This is a genomic window from Acidimicrobiia bacterium (assembly GCA_041393965.1).
Classification (GTDB): Bacteria; Actinomycetota; Acidimicrobiia; order Spongiisociales; family UBA5794; genus UBA5794.
This window is the reverse complement of the sequence record JAWKJB010000002.1, coordinates 747,142-769,074: the sequence shown is the minus strand read 5'-3', so window position 1 is coordinate 769,074 and position 21,933 is coordinate 747,142. Positions and strand designations below refer to the sequence as shown.

General features: G+C 64.1%; 21 protein-coding genes. 18 read left to right on the top strand and 3 right to left on the bottom strand.

The genetic code is table 11. The features are described from left to right. From R2823_08610 to R2823_08545, 14 genes are all read left to right on the top strand, one after another. Positions 1-1,473 (top strand): UDP-N-acetylmuramoyl-L-alanyl-D-glutamate--2,6-diaminopimelate ligase, encoded by a 1,473-nt coding sequence (locus R2823_08610; protein ID MEZ5176249.1) that lies wholly within the window; start codon positions 1-3, stop codon positions 1,471-1,473. Beyond that, a complete protein-coding gene (murF, locus tag R2823_08605) occupies positions 1,470-2,804 on the top strand; it encodes a UDP-N-acetylmuramoyl-tripeptide--D-alanyl-D-alanine ligase (GenBank protein ID MEZ5176248.1) in 1,335 nt (444 codons plus the stop codon). Before R2823_08610 ends, murF begins: the two co-directional genes overlap by 4 nt. Beyond that, positions 2,801-3,859, top strand: coding sequence for a phospho-N-acetylmuramoyl-pentapeptide-transferase (gene mraY, locus R2823_08600; GenBank protein MEZ5176247.1), 1,059 nt, complete (start codon positions 2,801-2,803; stop codon positions 3,857-3,859). Before murF ends, mraY begins: the two co-directional genes overlap by 4 nt. Further along, complete coding sequence (gene murD, locus R2823_08595; protein ID MEZ5176246.1) at positions 3,856-5,139, top strand: UDP-N-acetylmuramoyl-L-alanine--D-glutamate ligase; 1,284 nt, start codon at positions 3,856-3,858, stop codon at positions 5,137-5,139. The genes mraY and murD overlap by 4 nt, the downstream gene beginning before the upstream one ends. Next, positions 5,136-6,308, top strand: coding sequence for a putative lipid II flippase FtsW (ftsW, locus tag R2823_08590; protein ID MEZ5176245.1), 1,173 nt, complete (start codon positions 5,136-5,138; stop codon positions 6,306-6,308). Before murD ends, ftsW begins: the two co-directional genes overlap by 4 nt. Then, positions 6,308-7,387: a UDP-N-acetylglucosamine--N-acetylmuramyl-(pentapeptide) pyrophosphoryl-undecaprenol N-acetylglucosamine transferase gene (locus R2823_08585; protein ID MEZ5176244.1), complete on the top strand. Its 1,080-nt coding sequence runs from the start codon at positions 6,308-6,310 to the stop codon at positions 7,385-7,387. Before ftsW ends, R2823_08585 begins: the two co-directional genes overlap by 1 nt. Beyond that, on the top strand, positions 7,380-8,744 hold the full coding sequence (gene murC / locus R2823_08580) for a UDP-N-acetylmuramate--L-alanine ligase (GenBank protein ID MEZ5176243.1): 1,365 nt from the start codon (positions 7,380-7,382) through the stop codon (positions 8,742-8,744). The genes R2823_08585 and murC overlap by 8 nt, the downstream gene beginning before the upstream one ends. Further along, positions 8,741-9,643, top strand: a complete 903-nt coding sequence (gene murB / locus R2823_08575) for a UDP-N-acetylmuramate dehydrogenase (protein MEZ5176242.1) — start codon at positions 8,741-8,743, stop codon at positions 9,641-9,643. The genes murC and murB overlap by 4 nt, the downstream gene beginning before the upstream one ends. Further along, positions 9,640-10,407, top strand: a complete 768-nt coding sequence (locus tag R2823_08570; protein ID MEZ5176241.1) for an FtsQ-type POTRA domain-containing protein — start codon at positions 9,640-9,642, stop codon at positions 10,405-10,407. The genes murB and R2823_08570 overlap by 4 nt, the downstream gene beginning before the upstream one ends. 64 nt (positions 10,408-10,471) lie before the next feature. Continuing rightward, the gene (gene ftsZ, locus R2823_08565; GenBank protein ID MEZ5176240.1) at positions 10,472-11,554 is read left to right on the top strand and encodes a cell division protein FtsZ; all 1,083 of its coding nucleotides are present in this window, start codon (positions 10,472-10,474) and stop codon (positions 11,552-11,554) included. 23 nt (positions 11,555-11,577) lie between these two features. Beyond that, positions 11,578-12,180, top strand: coding sequence for a polyphenol oxidase family protein (locus R2823_08560; GenBank protein ID MEZ5176239.1), 603 nt, complete (start codon positions 11,578-11,580; stop codon positions 12,178-12,180). Next, positions 12,162-12,836, top strand: a complete 675-nt coding sequence (locus tag R2823_08555) for a YggS family pyridoxal phosphate-dependent enzyme (protein MEZ5176238.1) — start codon at positions 12,162-12,164, stop codon at positions 12,834-12,836. Before R2823_08560 ends, R2823_08555 begins: the two co-directional genes overlap by 19 nt. A gap of 6 nt (positions 12,837-12,842) precedes the next feature. Continuing rightward, positions 12,843-13,457, top strand: coding sequence for a cell division protein SepF (locus R2823_08550; GenBank protein ID MEZ5176237.1), 615 nt, complete (start codon positions 12,843-12,845; stop codon positions 13,455-13,457). Next, the gene (locus R2823_08545; protein MEZ5176236.1) at positions 13,457-13,729 is read left to right on the top strand and encodes a YggT family protein; all 273 of its coding nucleotides are present in this window, start codon (positions 13,457-13,459) and stop codon (positions 13,727-13,729) included. Before R2823_08550 ends, R2823_08545 begins: the two co-directional genes overlap by 1 nt. Here R2823_08545 and ileS read toward each other — a convergent pair. Together ileS and R2823_08535 are read right to left on the bottom strand one after the other, a co-directional pair. Then, a complete protein-coding gene (ileS, locus tag R2823_08540; protein MEZ5176235.1) occupies positions 13,722-16,889 on the bottom strand; it encodes an isoleucine--tRNA ligase in 3,168 nt (1,055 codons plus the stop codon). The two genes, R2823_08545 and ileS, sit on opposite strands and share 8 nt — an antisense overlap. A gap of 211 nt (positions 16,890-17,100) precedes the next feature. Further along, the gene (locus R2823_08535) at positions 17,101-17,418 is read right to left on the bottom strand and encodes a DUF167 family protein (GenBank protein ID MEZ5176234.1); all 318 of its coding nucleotides are present in this window, start codon (positions 17,416-17,418) and stop codon (positions 17,101-17,103) included. Positions 17,419-17,514: 96 nt separating this feature from the next. Between R2823_08535 and R2823_08530 the strand changes: the two genes are divergently transcribed. Genes R2823_08530 through R2823_08515 form a run of 4 tightly spaced genes read left to right on the top strand, consistent with a single transcriptional unit; the run spans position 17,515 to position 20,718 of the window. After that, positions 17,515-17,886 carry a TraR/DksA C4-type zinc finger protein gene (locus R2823_08530; GenBank protein MEZ5176233.1) on the top strand — a complete coding sequence of 124 codons (372 nt, stop codon included), beginning with the start codon at positions 17,515-17,517 and terminating at the stop codon, positions 17,884-17,886. 5 nt (positions 17,887-17,891) lie between these two features. Continuing rightward, a complete protein-coding gene (gene lspA, locus R2823_08525; protein ID MEZ5176232.1) occupies positions 17,892-18,338 on the top strand; it encodes a signal peptidase II in 447 nt (148 codons plus the stop codon). After that, entirely contained in the window at positions 18,335-19,288 is a 954-nt protein-coding gene (locus R2823_08520) for an RluA family pseudouridine synthase (GenBank protein ID MEZ5176231.1), read from the top strand. Before lspA ends, R2823_08520 begins: the two co-directional genes overlap by 4 nt. Continuing rightward, positions 19,285-20,718 (top strand): wax ester/triacylglycerol synthase family O-acyltransferase, encoded by a 1,434-nt coding sequence (locus R2823_08515; GenBank protein ID MEZ5176230.1) that lies wholly within the window; start codon positions 19,285-19,287, stop codon positions 20,716-20,718. Before R2823_08520 ends, R2823_08515 begins: the two co-directional genes overlap by 4 nt. Before the next feature lie 24 nt (positions 20,719-20,742). Here the strand turns inward: R2823_08515 and R2823_08510 are convergent, their stop codons facing one another. After that, positions 20,743-21,768, bottom strand: coding sequence for an ATP-dependent 6-phosphofructokinase (locus R2823_08510; GenBank protein MEZ5176229.1), 1,026 nt, complete (start codon positions 21,766-21,768; stop codon positions 20,743-20,745). Between the last annotated feature and the right edge of the window lie 165 nt (positions 21,769-21,933).

Genomic DNA, 21,933 nt, shown 5'->3' with positions numbered 1-21,933 from the left:
ATGCAGCGAGCGTCACGGCATTCCCTTGCCGACCTTGCGGCAGCGCTGCCCGGCGTGGTCGCTGTCGATCCGGCAATCGTCAGCATCATCGACATCACCCATGACTCTCGGCAGGCCGGACCCGCTATCGGGTTCGCCGCTGTCCACGGCATGACAGTCGACGGTCACCGTTTCGCGGGGGAGGCCGCCGCTGCCGGTGCACCGATGGCTCTGGTGGAACGAAGGCTCGACATTGGCATTCCCCAGATCGTGGTCGACGACACACGGACCGCGATGGCCTGGCTCGCCGCCGCTGTGCACGGCAACCCATCGGCCGACTTGGCGATCACCGGGGTCACCGGAACGAACGGCAAGACGACGATCACCGCGATGTGTGAGGCCGCCGCGGCCGCCGCGGATCTGCGCTCTGGCGTCATCGGCACCCTTGGTGCACGCATTGCAGGCAAACCAGTGCCGCTCCAACGCACCACGCCCGAAAGCACCGATCTCCAGAGAGTGCTCGCCTCCATGCGCGAGGCCGACACCGACGCCGTGTTCATGGAGGTCTCATCCCACGCGCTGTCGCTGCATCGCGTCGACGCCATCGGCTTCGATGTTGGGGCCTTCACCAACCTCACACAAGACCACCTCGACTTCCATGGGGACATGGAGAGCTACTTCGCCGCGAAGCGGCTGCTCTTCGATCCGAACCGGATTGCCCACGCCGTCATCAATGTCTCAGACCCATACGGGCAGCACATCGCCGAATCGTTCCCAGGAGCACAAACGACGGTGGCATTCGGAGCCGATGCCGACATTCGGGTCGACCTTGTCTCCGAGAACGACCGGCGTTCCGTGGCGGTGCTCACCCGCAGCACCGGACGCATCGAACTCACGGTTCCCTTGCCGGGCTGGTTCAACGCACTGAATGCCGCCATGGCGTTCGCGATCTGCGACACCATCGGAATCGATGAGGACTCGATCATCGCGGGCCTTCGAGACCTTCCGACGGTGTCGGGACGAATGCAGCGGGTCGAGGGAACCGCGGGGTACACCGTTGTCGTCGACTACGCCCACACACCCGCCGCGATCGCCACGGTGATCAAGGCCGCTCGCGGCATGGTTGATGGGCGGGTGATCGTGGTCGTCGGAGCCGGGGGTGATCGGGACCGCGACAAGCGACCGCTCATGGGAAAGGCCGCTGCCGAGCATGCAGATGTCGTGATCGTCACAACCGACAATCCACGGTCGGAGGATCCATCCGACATTGCTGCTGCGGTCGCGAAGGGAGCAGCGTCAGTGAGTAACACTCCGGTGGACACCGTGCTGGCGCGGAGTGAGGCGATCCTGCGAGCGGTGTCGATGGCTGGCACCGGCGACATCGTTCTCATCCTCGGTCGAGGACACGAGCCGTATCAAGAGGTTGCCAGCACGATGATCCCCTTCGACGACATCGTCGTGGCAGCCGAAGCCGTTCATCAGAGGGAACGATGAGTGGATTCTCCTGGACGCTCGCCGCTGCGGCGGAATCGATCGGGGGATCGGTCGTTGGTACCCGAGGGCTCGTGGTCCATTCGGTCACGACCGATAGCCGGATCGTGCCGCCCGACTCGCTGTTCGTGGCCGTGGTCGGCGAGCGCTTCGATGGCCACGATTTCGCGCGGGATGCCATCGATGCCGGCGCGGTTGCCGCCGTTGTCGAGCGCGGCCGAAGCGATGTCGTTCCCCGAATCGAGGTCGATGATGTCGCTGAGGCGCTCGTTGGTCTTGCTGCCAAACGGAGAGCCGAGATCACCGCACCGGTCATCGCCGTGACCGGTTCAACGGGCAAGACATCCACGAAGGACCTTCTCGCAGCAGGGATCGAGGGGTCGTGGGCATCCCCACGGTCCTACAACAACGAGGTGGGCGTCCCGTTGACGGTTCTCGCGACGCCGTCCGATGCCACCGCGTTGGTGATCGAGGCCGGATCGAGGGGGGAAGGGAACCTTCAGTGGCTTGCACGATGCATGCAACCCGATGTGAGCGTCATCACGAATCTCGGTGTTGTCCACCTCGAGACCTTCGGGTCACCAGAGGGGCTCGCGAACGCCAAATACGAGCTGGTCGAGATGCTCGGCCCCGATGGTGTCGCGGTCGTTCCCGCCGACGAACCGGGGCTCCTTCGGGAATCGCGGATCCGAACGCTGACATTCGGTTCGACAACGGCGGCCGATGTGTGCGCGACAGTCGACGCGATCGATGCTGCCGGGCGACCCACCATCACCCTGACCTGCGGCGGCTGGCGCCGCACGATCGCCCTTGCAACGGCCGGGAGACACCAAGCATCGAACGCCGCAGCTGCTCTCGCAGCGGCGTCTGCAATCGGGATCGATCTCGACCGGTTCGCCGACGGCATGGCGACCGCGACCGGTTCGGAGTGGCGAATGGATGTCCACCACGGCACTTTCACCGTCGTCAACGATGCCTACAACGCCAACCCCCAGTCGATGGAATCCGCGATGCGGACCATCAGCCAGATGCCGGGACGCCCCATCGCGGTGCTCGGCCCCATGGCCGAACTCGGATCGGTCTGTGAGCGGGAGCATCGCCGCATCGGTGAGCTCGCATCCAGGCTCGGCTTCGCCGAGGTGTTCGTCGTCGGCCCCGACCACGGGTACGGGCTCGGAGCACCCGAGCTCGTCCGGAAAGCCGCGGACATCGACACCCTTGCAGATACGCTGCGATCAGCCCTACGACCAGGAGATGTGGTGTTGGTCAAGGCATCGCGATCAGCCGGTCTCGAGCGACTTGCCCTCCAGCTCATCGAGGACGCCTCACCATGATCTCATTGCTGTTTTCCGCCTCCATCGCGTTCGTGCTCGTCATCTTCATGACGCCACTCGCGATCAAGGTCTTCCGCGAACGGGACATCGGTCAGTTCATCCAATCCGAACTCGAGGGCCACATGCACAAGCAGGGCGTGCCGACGATGGGCGGCGTCGTGGTGGTGCTGGGCATCGTGGTGGGCTACCTGGGCTCACACTTCAAGCTCTTCAGCTTCCGTGACGGGTTCGGCTTCGAAGCCCAACCCATCGACGACAAGGCCCTGCTCGCCATCTTGGCGATCGTCGGGATGGGGATCATCGGCTTCTTCGACGACTACGCCAAATACGCACGGAAACGCAACCAAGGGCTGTCGAAACGGTGGAAGTTCGTCGGACAACTCATCATCGCAGCCTCGTTCGCGTGGGGCGCGAACGAGGCAGGGGTCAGCACCGAGCTCTCGTTCGTTCGTCCCCTCGGAATCGACCTCGGCCCGATCCTGTTCTTCCTCCTTGTGCTGTTCATGCTCACCGCGAGCGCAAACGGCGTGAACCTCACCGACGGCCTCGATGGTCTCGTCGCTGGCTCAAGCGCCCTCGTATTCGGCGCCTATGTGCTGATCATGTTCTGGCAGTCCCGCAATCCGGACTTCTACGGCATCGACGGGGCCCTCGACCTCGCTGTCCTGTCCGCTGCTGCCCTCGGGGGTGTCCTCGCGTTCCTGTGGTGGAACGCTGCGCCCGCCCAGATCATCATGGGCGACACGGGATCCCACGCCATCGGCGGGGGGATCGCGGCGTTCGCCCTGCTCACCAACACGCAGCTCCTCCTCATCATCCTTGGTGGGCTGTATGTCATCGAAACCCTGTCGGTCATCGTGCAGGTGATCTCGTTCCGCGGGTTCGGACGCCGCGTCTTCCTCATGACACCGATCCATCACCACTTCGAGCTGAAGGGATGGCCCGAGACGACCGTCATCATTCGATTCTGGATCCTGTCAGCGATCATGGTCGCGATCGGTGTCGGGGTGTTCTACGCCGACTGGGTCTCCGGACCGGGATCGATCGTTCCATGAGGGTGCTCGTGCTCGGCTCCGGTGTCAGCGGGATCGCAGCAGCGAGGCTGGCCGTTGCGCGCGGCGACGAGGTGTTGCTGTACGACGACAGGGTCGACGCGGAGGTGCCAGAGGACCTTGCGATCTCGTCCCAATTCGGTTCCTGGTCCGGGCGACTTCTCGACGATGTGGGCCTCGTGGTGACGAGCCCCGGGTTCTCCCCCCTGAGTCCGCCGCTGCTCGGGGCCGAAGATCGCGGGATTCCCATCAAGACCGAGGTCGGTTTCGCGCTCGAAGGCGAGACGACCCCCTACATCGCCGTAACCGGCACCAACGGCAAGTCGACCGTGACCGAGGTGACGACCTCCATGCTCGTGCATTCGGGTGTCGATGCGGTCGCGGCAGGAAACATCGGTACGCCGGTTGCAGGCATCGTTCCGATCCGCCACGAGATGGCGGTCCTCGAACTGTCTTCGTTCCAACTCCACTACCTGATTCCGCGCCCGCAGGCGGCCACCATCATCAACATCGCACCCGATCATCTCGACTGGCACGGGTCCTTTGATGCGTATGTCGCGGCGAAGGCCCATGTCGTTGCGGACATGGACCCATCGGGAACGGTTGCCTTCAACGCAGACGATGCGGTGGTGACATCCCTCATGGCGGAAGTGGAGGCGCTCATCGTGCCGTGTTCGGGTGACCGCGTCCCGCGGGACGGGAACGGCGTCGATGGCGCTGAGCTGGTCATCGACGATCGTCGGTTCTCTTCGCCGATCACCGACCCTTCGTACCGCTTGGACCTCGTCGTAGCCGGCACGCTCGCCCTTGCCTGCGGTGCAGTACCCGACGGTGTGCAAGCGGCGATCGACGCGTTCGAACCGGGTGCACACCGCCGGCGGGTCGTTGCAACGATCAACGGCGTGGTCTGGGTCGACGACTCAAAAGCGACCAATCCCCACGCCACGGTGGCAGCGGCTTCGGCGTTCTCGTCGGTTCGCCTCTTGGCGGGGGGACGCAACAAAGACCTCGATCTCTCCCCGATCGGGAGGATCGATACCGTCCGTGCGCTGTACGCCTTCGGCGAATCGGGGCCCGACCTCGCCAAGCATGCAAGGGTTCCGACGACCATCCATGCGACGATGCGGGATGCGATCGATGCAGCGGCGGCGGACGCCGAACCCGATGATGTGGTTCTGCTGTCACCCGGATGCACGAGCTTTGACGAGTTCAGCTCCTACGCAGAGCGGGGCAGAGTGTTCTCCGAGGTCGTCGTCGCCATGAACGGAACGGCCGAGACATGACCGACCTCGCCGAACGGGCAAGCAGGCGCCTCCATCCCCGCACGAGAGCCGGTATTCGATCCGGAGGCGGCCGCCGCGCCGTCTTCCTTCTCGTCGTGGTGGCGATGCTGCTCACCATCGGGCTCGGAGCAATGCTCAGTGCGTCGTCGGTGGTGTCGATCAAGGCGAATGCCGACCAGTTCGAGCTGTTCTCGAAGCAGGTGTTGTGGGTTGCGATCGGGCTCGGCGCGATGGTCGTCACCTCGCTCGTTCCCTACCGTCTCTGGGGAAAGTACGCAGTCGGGTTGTTCGCACTCACCGCCGTCGGTCTTCTGTTCACCGTTGCCGTCGGATCGAGGCGTGGGGGGGCGACCCGCTGGATCGAAATCGGTCCGGTCACCCTCCAGGTCGCCGAGTTCGCCAAGTTCACAAGCCTTGCGCTCCTTGCAAGCATTCTCGCCCGGAAAGGGGGGTTGGTGCAGCAACTCCGCCATGTCTTTGTTCCCGTCGCAACGCTTCTCGCGATCATGGCGTTTCTCCTGCTCGCCCAACCGGACTTCGGGAACTTGATCCTGATCGTCGGCCCCGCGTTCGTCGTGCTGTTCGCCTCGACGGTGCCGCTTCGTTTCGTGTTCGGTCTCGGCGTGTCGGGTGCCTTCTTGATGGCGGTGTTTGCGATGGCCGCCGACTATCGCAAGCAGCGGCTGCTCGGGTTCCTCGATCCCTTCGCTGACGCGAAGAACACCGGTCTCCAGGCGGTCCAGTCGATGGTTGCCCTCGGTACCGGTGGGCTGTTCGGTGTCGGCCTCGGACAGTCCCGGGCACGCTGGTCGTGGCTGCCGAACGCGCACACTGACTTCATCTTTGCCATCATCGGGGAGGAGACAGGGTTCGCGGGGGCCGCGATCGTGATCGCGCTCTTCGCCCTGTTCGGCATCATCGGCGTGTCGATCGCCTACCGCGCACCGGATGTGTTCGGCCGGCTCCTCGCGATCGGCATTGTCTCATGGCTCACGCTCCAGGCCGTCGTGAACATCGGGGGTGTCATCGCGGTCCTGCCGATCACGGGAGTCCCCCTCCCGTTCATCTCAAGCGGTGGCAACGCGATGATCGTCAACCTCGCAGCCATCGGGGTCCTGGTCAACATCGCCCGCACACCTCGTATCACGACCACCGAGCCAGCATCGTGATGCGGGTTGGGATCGCCGCCGCCGGATCGGGCGGTCATGTGTTCCCGGCACTCGCCGTCGCCGACGCCCTTCGCGGCATGGGGCTCTCCCACGATGACATCGTCTTCTTCGGTGGCAATCGCATGGAGGCAACCACCGTCCCGGAAGCGGGCTACCGGTTCATCGAGCTCGACATCCACGGTATGCGAAGATCGCTCTCCTCCGACAACCTCCGGCTCGCCCTCAAAGTCCGCAAGGCGGCGCGGGTGATCGAATCCGTCGTTTCGATGCTCGACATCGGCGTGATGCTCGCCTTCGGAGGCTATGTGTCGGGCCCCGCCGCGCAAGCGGCGAACCGGGCATCGATTCCCCTCGCGATCCACGAGGCGAACGCCGTACCGGGGATTGCCAACCGAATGGTTGCGGGGCGGGCCGATCTCGTCATGGTCGGTTGCGAGGAAGCTCGCGGGAAGCTCAAGCAAGGGATCGTGGTCGGCAACCCGCTTCGCAAGGCATTCTCGGACTTCGACCGCGCGTCGCTTACCCCCGTCGGCCTCCAACACTTCGGTCTCGACGGCACATCAAAGGTTCTCGGGATCGTCGGCGGCAGTCTCGGGGCTTCGGCGCTCAACGACATCGCAGAGCGGATCGCGACCGATGAGCGTCGAGATTTCACGATCATTCACCTCTGCGGGAGGGACCACCTCGACGCCCTCGCGAGGACCGCGGCGGACGATCCGACTTGGATCGTACGCGCATTCGAAGACGACATGACCAGGCTCTATGCGATTGCCGATCTCGTCGTGTCGAGGGCAGGGGCGATGACGATTGCCGAGTTGGAAGCAACCGGTACGCCAGCGATCGTGGTTCCTCTTCCGGCTGGCAGGCGCTATCAGGAGCGCAATGCCGCCGAGCTCGAACGAGTGGGCGGCGCGCTCGTCATGGACCAGGCCGATGGATCTTCGATTGTCGAAGCCGTGTTTGCTTTGATGCCTGACGAAGGGCGACGATTCGACATGGCTGAACGCGCACGGGCCATAGCCCACCTCGACGCCGCCGAACAGATCGCCAAACGAGTCCTGGAGCTGATCCGTGGCTGACCTGATCCCTGAACGAATTCACATCATCGGCGCCGGGGGAGCAGGCATGTCTGGCCTCGCGAAACTCCTCCATCAGCGTGGCCACCGTGTCACGGGCTCGGATCTGAAACCCGCGAGGATGCTCGATGCGTTGGTCGATCTCGACATCGACACATGGATCGGCCATGCTCCGGACCGGATCGACCAATTGGACCTCGTGGTGGCTTCGTCGGCTGTCCCCGAGTCCGATCCCGAGATCGTTGCTGCGCGGTCGAATGGCATTCCCGTCTGGCGACGGCCGATGCTGCTCGGGGCGCTGACATCCTCCATGCCGACCACCGGCGTTGCAGGAACTCACGGAAAGACGACATCGACGGCGCTCCTTGTCACCGCGATGCGGGCCATCGGGCTCGACCCGTCGTTCCTCGTTGGCGGTGAACTCGTCGGCCTCAACACCGGTGCACATCTCTCCGACCGGACCCGGTTCGTTCTCGAAGCCGACGAAGCGTTCGGAACCTTTCGTCATCTGACCCTCGACTCCGTGCTCGTAACCAACATCGAGTCGGACCACCTTGACCACTACGGCACCCTCGCGGCGCTCGAAGACGCCTTCTTCCAGGTTGTCGGCGGGGTCGAAGGGCCGCGGATCGGCTGTATCGACGACCCAGGCGTGCGGCGTCTTGCCCAACGGACCGCTCTCACCACCTACGGGTTCGACCACTCCGCGGACTGGGTTGTCACGGAGCCGAGGAACGACGGCGGCACCTCCCACTTCACGGTTACGGGACCGGACCGCCGCGCGATACCGGTCACGCTGCCAAAACCGGGCCGGCACCTCGCCGCGAACACGACCGGCGTCCTCGCCATGGTCGAAGCGCTCGGCCACGATGCCGCCGCAGCTGCAGAGGGACTCGTCGATTTCTCCGGTGTTCGGCGTCGCTACGAGATCGCTGCACAGCTCGGTGGTGTCACGATCGTCGACGACTATGCCCACCATCCCACCGAGGTCGCGGCGACGATCAGTGCCGCACGACAGGGAACCGACGGCGCGGTGATCGCGGTATTCCAGCCGCACCGCTATTCCCGCACTGCAGATCTCGCCCCGCTTTTTGGCGTTCCGCTCGCCATGGCGGACCGCGTGATCGTGACCGATGTGTACCCGGCGGGGGAGCCCCCGATCATCGGAGTCTCCGGGCGGATCGTCGCCGATGCCGTGGAGGCGGCGGGGGGCACTGCATCGTATGTTCCGAAGGTGGCAGATGTCGCGGACCGACTCGAACCGATGCTCCGCCGAGGTGATACCTTGCTGCTCCTCGGTGCGGGGGACATCAACGCAATCGTCGACGACATCGTCACACGAATCGGGGTCGGCTCGTGACGATCGACCACATCGAGGTCCGTACCGATGTCGACCTCGCCCCAATGACGACCTACAAGGTCGGCGGTCGAGCATCGCTGTTCGCCGAACCACACGACCTCGAAACACTGCGTTCGATCCTGGCGGCGACCCCTGCCGGCATCGAGATCGTCACCATCGGAAGGGGATCCAATGTGGTCATTTCGGACGACGGAATCGACGGTCTGGTCATTCGGCTCGGCGCGTCGTTCTCGGCGATCGAGATCCGCGACGATGGAACGGTGGTTGCTGGCGGCGCGGTTCTTCTCCCGCGTCTTGCTCGTGCGGCGGCTGCGAGGGGGAGGGCGGGCCTCGGCTTCTATCTGGGGATACCGGGCTCGGTCGGGGGTGCCGTTCGGATGAACGCGGGAGGCCACGGCTCCGATACGGTTGCGGTTCTTCGATCGGTCGTGCTTGTCGACACGCGCACCGGCGAGGCCCGCAACCGAACGGCGGGCGAGTTGGCCCTTGGCTATCGCTCATCGAATCTCGATGACACCGACATCGTCGTGCAGGCGACCTTCGCCACCACCGATGGCGATGTCGGAACCCTCGATCGTGAGTTGCGCGACATCACACGATGGCGACGGAACCATCAACCAAGCGGAGCCCTCAACGCCGGAAGCGTCTTCAAGAACCCGCCGCAAGGCTCGCCAGCAGGGCAACTCATCGACATGCTCGGACTCAAGGGAACTCGGGTCGGGCCGGTCCGGATCTCGGAGATCCATGCCAACTTCATGATCGCCGAACCGGGAGCGAAAGCCATGGACATCTGGCGGTTCGTTCATACCATTCGCTCGATTGTTCAGGAGCGAACCGGGACAGAGTTGGAGCCCGAGATTCGGTTCCTCGGGGTATTCGAGGAGCGAACACCCTCATGACGGCGATAGAGCCACGGCTTGCAAAACGGCGCAAGGGCGTCCGCGAGGACCGCGCCCGAGGGCGCCTCAAGTGGGTTCTCGTGATCCTGTTCGTGGTTCTCACGGTCGTCGGCGGGGTATGGCTGATTCGCAGTCCGATCCTTTCAATCCGATCGGTGACCATCACCGGTGCGTCGGCGTCCGATCCCGCTGCGAGTGTGGCCATGCTCGGAATGGGGCAAGGAACACCGACAATCGATGTGGACGCAGGCGCGATCGAAGCCGCGATCGAAGCCGACCCGTGGGTGCGCGATGCCACCGTTGATGTCAGCTGGCCAGGAACCGTCGCCATCGCGGTCGCCGAACACACACCGTTCGCAACGGTCCGTGCAGCAGACGGTTGGGTACGCGTCGCGTCCGACGGATCGGTGCTGATGTCGGGGCCGCCGTTGGATGGGGCTCCACTCATCAGCATCGACGCCGGGCCGGTCACCGCCGGTTACTCGCTGACCAACCCACTGATCGTCGGCGCCCTCGAGTTCTCGGCTGCGCTTCCGGCCGATCTCGCCGCGCAGATCGAACTCGCTACCGACGGAGAGGGGCTCGCCGCGACCCTCCTCGGGCACAGCATCATCCTCGGGCGACCTTCGGAAATGGCGGACAAGGCAGCGGTCCTTGTCGCGCTCTTGGAGTCGGGGATCGAACCTGATGCGGTGATCAATCTGATCGCTCCGAGTCGCCCTGCCATCACCAACCCTCAACCTCTCCTTGAGGTTGAGGAATAAGGCTCTCGTAAACCTCGACCCGAGGACTAAGGTTGACGCTACCTTTCCGGAGAGGGATGTTGTGATGGAGAACAAGAGTCCCAGTACCTACTTGGCTGTGATCAAGGTCATCGGCGTGGGCGGTGGTGGCGTCAACGCCGTCAACCGGATGATCGACCTCGGTGTCGGCGGCGTCGAGTTCATCGCAATCAACACCGATGCACAGGCACTGCTGATGTCCGATGCCGACCTCAAGCTCGATATCGGAAGGGACGCAACGCGAGGACTCGGCGCGGGGGCGAACCCCGAGGTCGGGCGAGAGGCCGCTGAGGATCACCGCGATGAGATCGTTGAGGCGCTCGAGGGATCCGACATGGTTTTCATCACCGCCGGTGAGGGCGGCGGCACCGGAACGGGTGCGGCACCGATCGTCGCGGAGGTTGCGCGTTCCCTCGGTGCGCTGACGGTGGGGGTCGTGACGAGACCGTTCGGGTTCGAGGGGAGGCGCCGATCCGTCCAGGCCGAACAGGGCATTCAGGCGCTCAAGTCCGCGGTCGACACCCTGATCATCATCCCCAACCAGCGTCTGCTCGACATCGCGGACGAAACGACACCCGTCACCGACGCTTTCCGGATGGCGGACGAGGTTCTCACCTCGGGCGTGCGAGGCATCACGGAACTGATCACGACGCCGGGCCTCATCAATGTCGACTTCGCCGATGTCAAGACGGTCATGTCCGATGCAGGGTCCGCGGTGATGGGCATCGGTACTTCCACGGGCGACGACCGAGCCACGAAGGCAGCCGAGAAGGCGATTTCGAGCCCACTCCTCGAGACCTCGATGGAGGGCGCGCGCGGTGTGCTGCTGTCCATCGCCGGGCCACGGGACATGTCACTCCACGAGGTGAATCGCGCGGCGACTCTGATCGCGGAGCATTCCGACGCGGACGCCAACATCATTTTCGGAGCAGTGCTCGACGAGACGCTCGGAGACGAAATGCGCGTCACGGCAATCGCTGCGGGGTTCGATCGCGACCGCAAAGGCGGCTTCTCGACGCAGGTGGGAACATCTCGGTCGACTCGACCGGCATTGTTCGACGATCCGGCACAGGATCCCGAGACGACCGGCGAAGACACGATGGACATCCCCGGCTTCGTCAAGGGATGATCCGTTCTCCCGGGATCCCGGGGGTGGCATTCGGCACTGCGCTCGACGGGGACGGGCGCTCCGACATGGATGCTCGGAGGCGTATCGCACAGCGACTCGACATCTCTTCGGGCTGGGCGACCATGGAGCAGGTCCATGGAGCCCGCGTCGTGAGGGTGGGAAGCGCAGGGAAGGTCGAAGCGACCGACGGGCTCGTCACCTCAACTCGCTGTCTCCCCCTCGTTGCGGGAACCGCTGACTGTGTGCCGTTGGTTCTCGTCGGGGGTGAGACACGAGCGATCGTCCATGCGGGCTGGCGAGGAATCGCTGCCGGGATCATCGAGATCGCCGGCGAGACCATGCATGAGGCCGGGGATCCCCCTTCGCGTGCCGTCATCGGTCCGCATATCGGGCCATGCTGCTACGAGGTCGGTCCTGAGGTGATCGATGCAATCGGTGGCCACCGTGCCACAACGAGATGGGGCACCGACAGCGTGCACCTCGCAGAAGCGGTACGCGCGCGACTCGACGGCGTCGACATCACCGAGGTCGGGGGATGCACCCGGGACGATGAACGGTTTGCATCACACCGCCGCGACCAAACATCAGCGAGACAGGTGACCGTGACATGGATCCCGATGGACTGACGACGGTACGGAGCCGAATCGCCTCTGCGGCGCGACGCAGCGGCCGAAGCGAGGGAGACATCACCCTCGTGGCGGTGTCGAAGGGCCGTTCGAACGATGCGGTCCTTGCCGCCTATCGAAAGGGGCAGCGAGACTTCGGCGAGAACCGTCAGCAGGGCCTTCGGGACCGAATCGAGACCGGCCTTCCGACCGACATCATCTGGCACTTCATCGGACCCCTCCAGGGGCGTAAGGTACGCTATGTCGCAGAGCATGTCGCCCTGCTCCACTCGTTTGATCGCGTCGACCTCATTCACCGGTGGCAGCATTCGGACACGCCGGTCCTCCTGCAATTCAACATGGCGTCCGAGCCGCAGAAGGGGGGGTTCGATCCTGCCGCTGCCGATCGAATCCTCGGCCTCGTGACCGAAGCCCATATCGCCGTTCGTGGTGTCATGGCGATCCCCCCGATGGTGGCCAACCCGAACGACGCCCGCGGCTGGTTTGCCGCCCTCAAGGACATCTTCGACAGATACCGCGAGGTCGATGATCGTATTGACACGCTCTCGATGGGAATGTCACACGACTTCGAGGTCGCCATCGAAGAAGGTGCCACGACGGTGCGCGTCGGAACGGCTATCTTTGGCAACGAACGCAGCTCCGAGACGAACAGGTAGGCACCGATGGCGACGCTTTGGAACAAGACGCTTTTCTACCTCGGCCTCGTCGATGAAGAGGAGCAGGACACCGGCTTTGGTGATCAGGGGGTCGGGGACATTCGCCCGATCGATCCGCCGCCTGCCAAGGATGCCGCCTACCGGCCCGCCGACGCGAGAGGGCAGACCGCTTCGGTGACCGCCGGGGTGCGCCCTCCCGGTGCCCTCGCAGGTCGTCGCGTGGAACCGCCGTCAGCAACGCGCAGATCGGTATCAACGGACCCGCGGCATGCCGAGGCCGGTGTGTACATCCATCCAACCGCAGGCGGGACCCCCATGGAGACAACACCTCGGCACCTCGATCCCGAATCCCAGATCATCGTTGCGCGGAACTTCTCGGATGCCCAGAGCCTCGCCGACGCGATCCGTGCCGGTCGTGCCGTCATCCTCGACCTGCGATCGACGGAACCCGATATGGTTCGTCGAATCGTGGACTTCGCCTCCGGACTCACCTATGCCCTCGACGGAAAGATGTCGAAGACGGCCCAGGGTGTGATCCTCGTGACGCCAACGGGCGTGGTGCTCGGAGTGGCCGAACAGGAGCGACTCGCCCGGCTCGGTCTGTTCGGCGACGATCGTTAGTGGCCTTCCTCTATTGGATTGCCAATGTCCTCACGCTTGCCCTCATCGTGTGGATCATCCTGTCGTATGTCGTGGTCTTCGGAAGGGTTGCGTGGGATCACCCCATCCGGCGCCTGTACGAGTTCTTCAACGGATTCATCGATCCGCTCCTGCGACCCATCCGCGCCGTTGTCCCTCCGGTTCGGGTGGGCGGTGCAGCGCTCGACCTGTCACCGATCGTTCTGCTGCTCGTGATCCGCTTCGTGCCGGTGATCGTCGACGCGTTCATCTGACCCGGATCGAGAGGCGGATCGCTTCGCCGTCGACGGAGCGCTCGACTCCGGCCTCGTTCTCGATGCGCTCGATCTCTTCGGCGAGCACCTCGGTAGCGATCAGGTTCCGATGCTCCTCGAAGGCCTCGGCGATCGTGGAGCTCGATGTCGAATAGGTCACGACGATGCGGTCCGTGACTTCGAGGTCCTCGTCGCGGCGCATGCTCTGGATGCGGTTGATCAACTCCCGAGCGGTTCCCTCGATTCGGAGCTCGTCGGTGACGAGAACATCGACGGCGACCGACAACGAACCTTCGCTCGCAACCACGGTGCCCTCTCGCGGTACCCGTTCGACGATCAGGTCGGTCCCTGTGATGTCGAACCCATCAATCGTCTCGGTTTCACCGTCAGCGATTCGCGAGATGGTCGCATGGTCGAGCGACGCGATGGCGGAAGCCACCCGCCTCGTGTCGGCTCCGTATCGTGGGCCGATCACCGCGAAATCGGCCTTCGCCCTCAGGTCGACAAGGCCCGCCTCGTCGGTGTGGACCCGAACAGACCGGACATTGAGCTCGTCGGCGATCAAGTCCTCGTGGTCGCGTACGGCCTTCTGTTCGGCTGCATCGCGGGTGACGACCGTGATCGACGACAAGGGCTGACGGACGCGGATGCTCTCACGCTTGCGCAGGCCGCGGCCGAGGTTGACAACGGAACGGACGGTCCGCATCGATGCCTCGAGCTCGTCGTCGATGGCTCCGGGGTCAGCTTCGGGATAGTCGAGATGATGGATGCTCTTCGGGGCGTCCGCATCGACCGGCCGCACAAGGCCCCGATACAGCTCCTCGGTCACGAACGGCAGTACCGGGGCCGCGACCGCAGCGAATGTCGTCAGGGTCTCGTACAAGGTGGCGAAGGCGGCGAGTTTGTCGGCATCGTCGTCACCACCCCGGTGCGCCCAGAACCGACGCCGCGACCTGCGGATGTACCAGTTCGTAAGGTGCTCGACGAATCCGATAATCGGGGGAATGACCGAGAACAGCCGGTACGCCTCCATCTCGTGGTTGACGGCCGCGATGAGGCTCTGAAGCACCGAGACGATCCACCGATCGATCTCCGGGCGCTCCTCGAGCGGTGGCGCCGCCCGTAGGTCCGCCCCCGTGATGCCGTCGGCGGTGGCGTAGGTGACGAAGAAGGAGTAGGCGTTCCACAGGGGGAGCAGCACGGTCCGCACGACCTCTCTCACGCCTGTCTCCGAGAACCGGAGCGGTTCCCCACGCACCACAGGAGAGTTGATGAGGTAAGCCCTGAGGGCATCGGCTCCGAAGGCATCGAGGACATGGGACGGGTCGGGGTAGTTCCGAAGCGACTTGGACATCTTGCGTCCGTCCTCGGCGAGGATCATGCCCGTCACGACACAGTTCTGGAACGGAGCCTCGTTGCGAATCGCGGTAGCAAGCACAAGGAGCGTATAGAACCAGCCGCGGGTCTGATCGAGCCCCTCGGCGATGAAATCGGCCGGGAACCGCTCCTCGAACCGTTCGACATTCTCGAACGGATAGTGGATCTGGGCGTATGGCATCGAGCCGCTCTCGAACCAGCAGTCGAGCACCTCGGGAACGCGGCGCATGATGCCGCCACAGGCGCAGGACCAGGTGACCTCGTCGACGATGTGCTTGTGGAGGTCCTCGACGAAGGTGCCGGAGAGTTCCCGAAGTTCGTCGCGCGACGCGACGCAGACCTGCTCGCCACATGTGTCACACTCCCACACGGGGATGCACGATCCCCAGTATCGGTTGCGGCTGATCGCCCAGTCCCTCGCTCCCTCGAGCCAGTTGCCGAAACGGTTCGCACCAATCGCCTCGGGAACCCACCGAATATCGCCGTTGACGCGGACCATGTCGTCCCGGAATCGCTCCACCGCCACGAACCATGTGGGAATCGCCTTGTAGATGAGCGGGGTGCCTGTCCGCCAGCAGAACGGGTACGAGTGGTTGATGGTCGTGCGGTCGAACAGCTTCCCGGACGCTTCGAGCAAGCCCATCAAGTGCTCGTCGGCATCCTTGACATTGAGGCCCTCCACTTCGGGCACCTCGTGTGTGAACCGCGCTTCGGCATCGACCGGATCGACGATCACATCGATCCCTGCGCCGCTGAGGGCGTCAAAGTCGGCTTCTCCGTATGCGGGCGCCATGTGCACCAGCCCGGTTCCCTCATCGACCGAGATCTCGGGGGCCGTGATCACCACAAACGCACCGTTGGCGCGTTCGCCAGCGAAGTAGTCGAAGGGTGGTTCGTACGCGACGCCAGCGAGCTCGGCACCGGCCACGGTGGTGAGCACCTGGGCGTCGCCACCGAAAACGGCTTCGATTCGGTCCTCGCCCACCCAGAAGATCCCATCGTGGTCGGGATCGGCGACGCGGGCATACCGATGCTCAGCACCGACGGCCACCGCGAGGTGCCCGGGAAGGGTCCATGGCGTCGTCGTCCAGATCAGCAGCCTGTCGCCTTCGGACACCGGTCCCCGGCTCTCGATCGCACGAAGCCCGACCGTGATTGCCGGATCGTCCACATCCCGATAGTCGAGGTTCGCCTCGAAGTTCGACAGCGGCGTCGCAGCGCCATACGAATAGGGAAGCACCTTGAAGTCCCGGTAGACGAGGTCCTTCTCCCAGAGTTGCCCGAACACCCACCAGACGCTCTCCATGAACTCGAAGTCCATCGTCTTGTACGCATTGTCGAAATCGACCCACCTTCCGATTCTCGCCGTGATGTCGTACCACTCTTCGGTTGTCGTGTCGACCATCGTTCGGCACGCTTCGTTGAAGACCGAGATGCCGAGATCGGCGATCTCTTTTGGTCCCGACACACCGAGTTGCTGTTCGACCTCCATCTCGACGGGGAGACCGTGGGTGTCCCAACCAAACCTGCGCTCGACCTGATAGCCGCGCATGGTCCAGTAGCGGGGGACGATGTCTTTGACGACACCTTGGAGGATGTGGCCATAGTGCGGTGAGCCGGTGGCGAACGGCGGTCCGTCGTAGAAGGTGTATTCAGGGGCGTCCCGCCGCTTGGAGACCGAGGTGCCGAAAGCATCGATGGATTCCCAGAACGCGAGGACTCTCGCGTCGAGTTGTGGGAAGTCTGCGGCCGGTACGCCGACGAACGATGATTCGGTTGCCACAGTCTTGTCCTCGTCTCTTCACCTCACGGTGCCGGGACGGGGGGACCGCGGTACCACCCGGCTTGCCGGCGTTCACCGGCCACTTCATTGGCCCATACGAGGGCGAACCGGCGGGTTCTAGTTGCAGCGTCCTGCGTTCTTCCCGCAGCTCGGAGGGGATGTCCCATCGAGGGGCCTCGTCACAGCACCTTGAGCATACCGACGGTGTGATTCACATCGTTCCGTCGGACAACGGCACGGGTCGCGCGAGTGCGCGACGAACCGCTTCGGACGAGATGCCCCCGAGGGCGATCGTCTTCGTCCGGCTCGTCAGCCCATTCGTCACCTCGGCAGCTACCGCCCCGGTGGTGTCGATGAGAAGCCTGCACACTTCAGCGTTTGCCTTGCCGCGTTCGGGCGGCACGGCAACGCGAATCTTGATCCGATCGCCGTGGGGGCCCACGATCTCGCTTCGTGTGGCGTTCGGGACGACCAACACCCGCACGGCAACCCTGCCTCGAACCTCGCGAACTGCACCGGCACCTGCCACTTCGTCACCCTATCGACGGTACCGGCGGGGTGCGAACCCGAACGGTGAACCGTCATGTCGTGCGTCGTGCTACCTTCTTGGCCCCGGGGAGGTTGCGTGGCCAGACAACTTGCACCATCGACGCTCAAGAAGCTCAGGCGAAAACTCGCCGAGGAGCGAGAACGCCTCGAACGGATCATTGCCGAACACGACCAGGCGAGAGAACAAGCGCGCCTGTCGGAGGGATCAGCTGACCGCAGCGCCGATCCCGACAATGTCGACGGCGGGGCGATCGCCGTCGAGATCGAGATGGATTTGACCATGGTGCAGAACGCGAGGGATCTCCTCATCCAGGTGCGTCACGCCCAGGACCGAATGGAGAAAGGCCTGTACGGAACATGCGAGATAACCGGGAAGCCGATACCGGTCGCGCGACTCGAAGCACTGCCGCACGCGACGACAACCGTGGAGGCCGCCAGCCGAGGCTGAGCGCCGTGCGTGTCGCCGTCGTGGTGGCCGGGCTGGTTGTTGTGATCGATCAGGTCACAAAGGCTCTCGCCATTTCGGCCCTCTCCGACGGTCCTATCGCCCTCATCGACGGCTTTCTGCAGCTGCGGCTGACCCGCAACACCGGTGCTGCGTTTTCCATGTTTTCCGGTGGGGGCCCAATCCTTGCGATCGTGGCGGCGGGTGTCGTGATCGCGATTCTCGTCGTACTCAGGGACGCCTCTCGGCGCTGGGAGGCCGTTGCACTTGGCATGGTGCTGGGCGGGTCGGTCGGGAACCTCATCGACCGGATCGTCAGGGGCGCAGGATTCTTCGATGGTGCCGTGATCGACTTCATCGACTTCTCGTTCTTCGCAACCTTCAATGTGGCTGACATGGCGATCACCATCGGGGTGGGGCTCCTGCTCCTCGTGTCGTTCATGCCGAGGCAGTGAACACGGTCCACATCACCGTGCCCTCCGACATGGGCGGAGAGCGCGTCGACAAGGTTGTTGCCGTGCTCGTGGAACGGTCGCGGGCCGATGTGCGCAGGATCATCGACGGGGGAGGGGTCACCACCGTCGAGGGAAAGGTCAAGCCTTCTGATCGCTTCCCGAGCGGTACCGACCTGTGGGTCGAAGCTCCCTCTGAGATGACGGCGCCGGCTCCGGATCCAGAGGTCCCGTTCGATGTTCTCCACGAGGACGACTGGCTGTTGGTGGTCGACAAGCCGGTTGGTGTGGTGGTTCATCCCGGCCCGGGAACCAACCACGGTACGCTCGTCAACGGGTTGATCGCGAGATTCCCTGAGATCGTCGGCGTGGGTCAGCAGGACCGGTGGGGAATTGTCCACCGGCTCGACCGTGACACATCGGGACTCCTCGTCGTTGCACGGACAACCGAGGCCTACGAGGGGCTCATCTCCATGATGCGCCAGCGGCGTATCCATCGCCGATATCTGACCCTCGTGCTCGGCAGTTTCACGAACCTGACGGGAACGATCGATGCCCCGATCGGGAGGGATTCGGTCCATCGAACCAGGATGCGCGTCACGAGGGACGGTCGTCCAAGCGTGTCCCACTATCGGAAGCTCGCATGGTGGTCCAGCCCTGACACGACGCTTCTGTCCGTGGAGCTCGAGACGGGGCGAACCCATCAGATACGCGTCCACATGCGGTCGATCGACCACCCGATCGTCGGTGATGGAGCCTACGGGCGCGTCGGTGTGGCGGGAGATCCCGGCCGTCCGTGGTTGCATGCAAGGCAACTGATGTTCGACCATCCTCGTTCCGGAAAGCCCATCAGCATTACCTCGCAACTCCCGACCGACTTGTGCGATAGCCTTGCCGTCCTCGGCGAACCTGCCGCCGGATCCGTGGCCGATCTCGACGGAGCCCCCTTGTGAGCGTGCACTATGAACGACTCTCCAATCTCGATGCCTCGTTCCTTGCGCTCGAATCACGAACAACCCACATGCATGTCGGAGCCGTCGCGCTGTTCGGGCCCGGACCGTCGACCGGGGACAACGGAGTCGACATCGACGCCATACGGCGACTCATCGAGTCGCGGCTGCATTTGATTCCCCGGTATCGCCAGCGGCTTGCCACGATCCCCATAGAAGCCCACCCGGTCTGGGTCGATGATGAGCACTTCCATCTCGACTTCCATGTGCGGCACATCGCGCTTCCCCACCCCGGCAGCGACGACCAGCTCAAGGGGCTTGTGGGCCGGTTGATGTCCCAACAACTCGATCGTTCAAAGCCCCTGTGGGAGCTCAACATCGTCGAAGGCCTCGCCAACGGGGGATTCGCGATCATCACGAAGATCCACCACTGCATGATCGATGGGATATCAGGCATCGATCTGATGGCGGTAATACTCGATTTCTCCGAGTCCGTCGAACTCGAACCGCCTTCGCCATGGACTCCCAGGCCGGTGCCGAACGGGACAGAACTCGCCGTGCGGGAACTCGCCCGTTCTATCTCCACCGTGGTTGCCGGGCTTGCAGACCTCGCCCACATCGGAAGAAGCATCGGCGAAGGAGCAGCCTCCCTGCGGCATCGCCTCCGCGCCGCGATGGCGTCGCTGTCGTCGGGTTGGCTCACTCCCACGGATCGCACGCCACTCAACGGGCCGATCGGGCCGGGCCGATCCTTCGAATGGCTCGATCTGCCCCTCGATGCGATCAGGCGGGTCAAGTCCGAGCACGGTGCCACCGTGAACGATGTCATGCTCGCAATCGTTGCGGGAGGCATCAGGTCGTATCTGATGTCGGTTGCGGGCATGACCCACGACGAGCTCGTGGCCACCGAGTTCCGCATCATGGCGCCGGTCTCGGTTCGGACGAGGGACGAACGCGGCACGATGGGCAATCGGGTCGCGATGTGGCTCATGGCGTTGCCGATCGGCGAGGCCGATCCGGCACGACGAATCGCCGCCATCCACGACGCGACGAAGGAACTGAAGGAGACCGATCAGGCGCTCGGAGCTTCGACGCTGGTGTCGATCTCGACAGGGGCTCCCGCGGCTGTGGTGTCGCTTGCGGCCCGGCTCGCATCCCGCGCGAGGCCCTTCAACATGACCGTCACGAATGTGCCGGGGCCACAGTTTCCTCTCTTCATGGCGGGCTCCCCAATGCTCGCGACCTACCCGTTGGTTCCGCTGTGGGAGAGCCACGGAGTCGGCATTGCGATGTTCTCACTCATGGGACGGGTCTACATCGGGCTCAACACCGACCGCGACCTGATTGCCGACCCGCAGCTCATCACCGTCGCGTTGGAGGAGGCGTTCGTCGAGCTCGTTGGAACACCACGGGAGTCCACGACAGCGCCATGACGCGTCGCCATCGAGCCCTGACGATCACCCGAAGAAGGTCTTGGCGGTGCGATACAGCTGCTCGGGGACACCTCTGATGTCCCGGCAGGCGACCTCGAGGGGAACCGGCACGATCTCTTCACCGCGTACCGCAACCATGACATCGGTGAGATCTTCGGCCGCACAGTCGGCGGCCGCAACACCCAGGCGGGTGGCGAGCACCCGATCGGAGGCAACCGGCGTACCACCCCGCTGCATGTGTCCGAGAACCGATACTCGCGTCTCGAAGCTCGTGCGGTCCTCGATGGCCGCTGCCACCGAATAGGCAACTCCGCCGAGCCGTTCAAATCCGAAGACATCGCGTCGAGTTTGGCTGTCGCCGTAGCCATCCGGCGGGGACACCCCCTCACCAACGACCACGATCGAGTAGCGGTGCCCGCCGCGGTGGCGTGCTCGGAGCGAGGAAACGACCGTGTCGATGTCGTATTCGAATTCGGGAATCAGCACATAGTCGGCGCCACCTGCGATGCCCGCGTGTGTCGCGATCCAGCCCTTGGTTCTCCCCATGACCTCGACGACGATCACGCGGTTGTGAGCTTCCGCCGTCGTCACGAGTCGGTCGATGGCGTCAGTGGCGACTTGCACCGCAGTCGCAAAGCCGAAGGTGACATCGGTCCCAGCGATGTCGTTATCGATCGTCTTTGGCACCCCGATGATGGCAAGCCCCTCATCGGCGAGGCGCTTCGCGGACCGAAGGGTTCCGTCGCCACCGACCACGATCAGCTGCTCGATGCCGTTGCTGTCGATGGCCTCCTGACAGCTCGCGAGACCCTCGCCGTGGACATAGGGGTCCTTCCGCGAGGTGCCGAGAATGGTTCCTCCGCGGCCCAAGATCCCTCGCACGGCGTCGCGGTCGAGAGGGACGACGCGGTCCTGCATGAGGCCGTCCCATCCATCCCTGATGCCGACGACTTCGAGATCGTGCTCGCCCGCACGGCACACCGCGGCGCGGATCACGGCGTTGAGGCCGGGGCAGTCGCCCCCTCCTGTGAGAATGCCAACGACACCCATGAGCGCTCCTTGTGTGCAGTCCGTCGGTGCCGTCCGAAGGCAGGATCACCGGTGATCGCCGACGCGCCACTACCTTAGGTTTGGCAGGTGTCTTCGGGTTCGCAGCGTGGCGAACAACGCAGCTGGGTCATTCCTGCAGATGTCCGCAAGGGCTGCTTACATGCA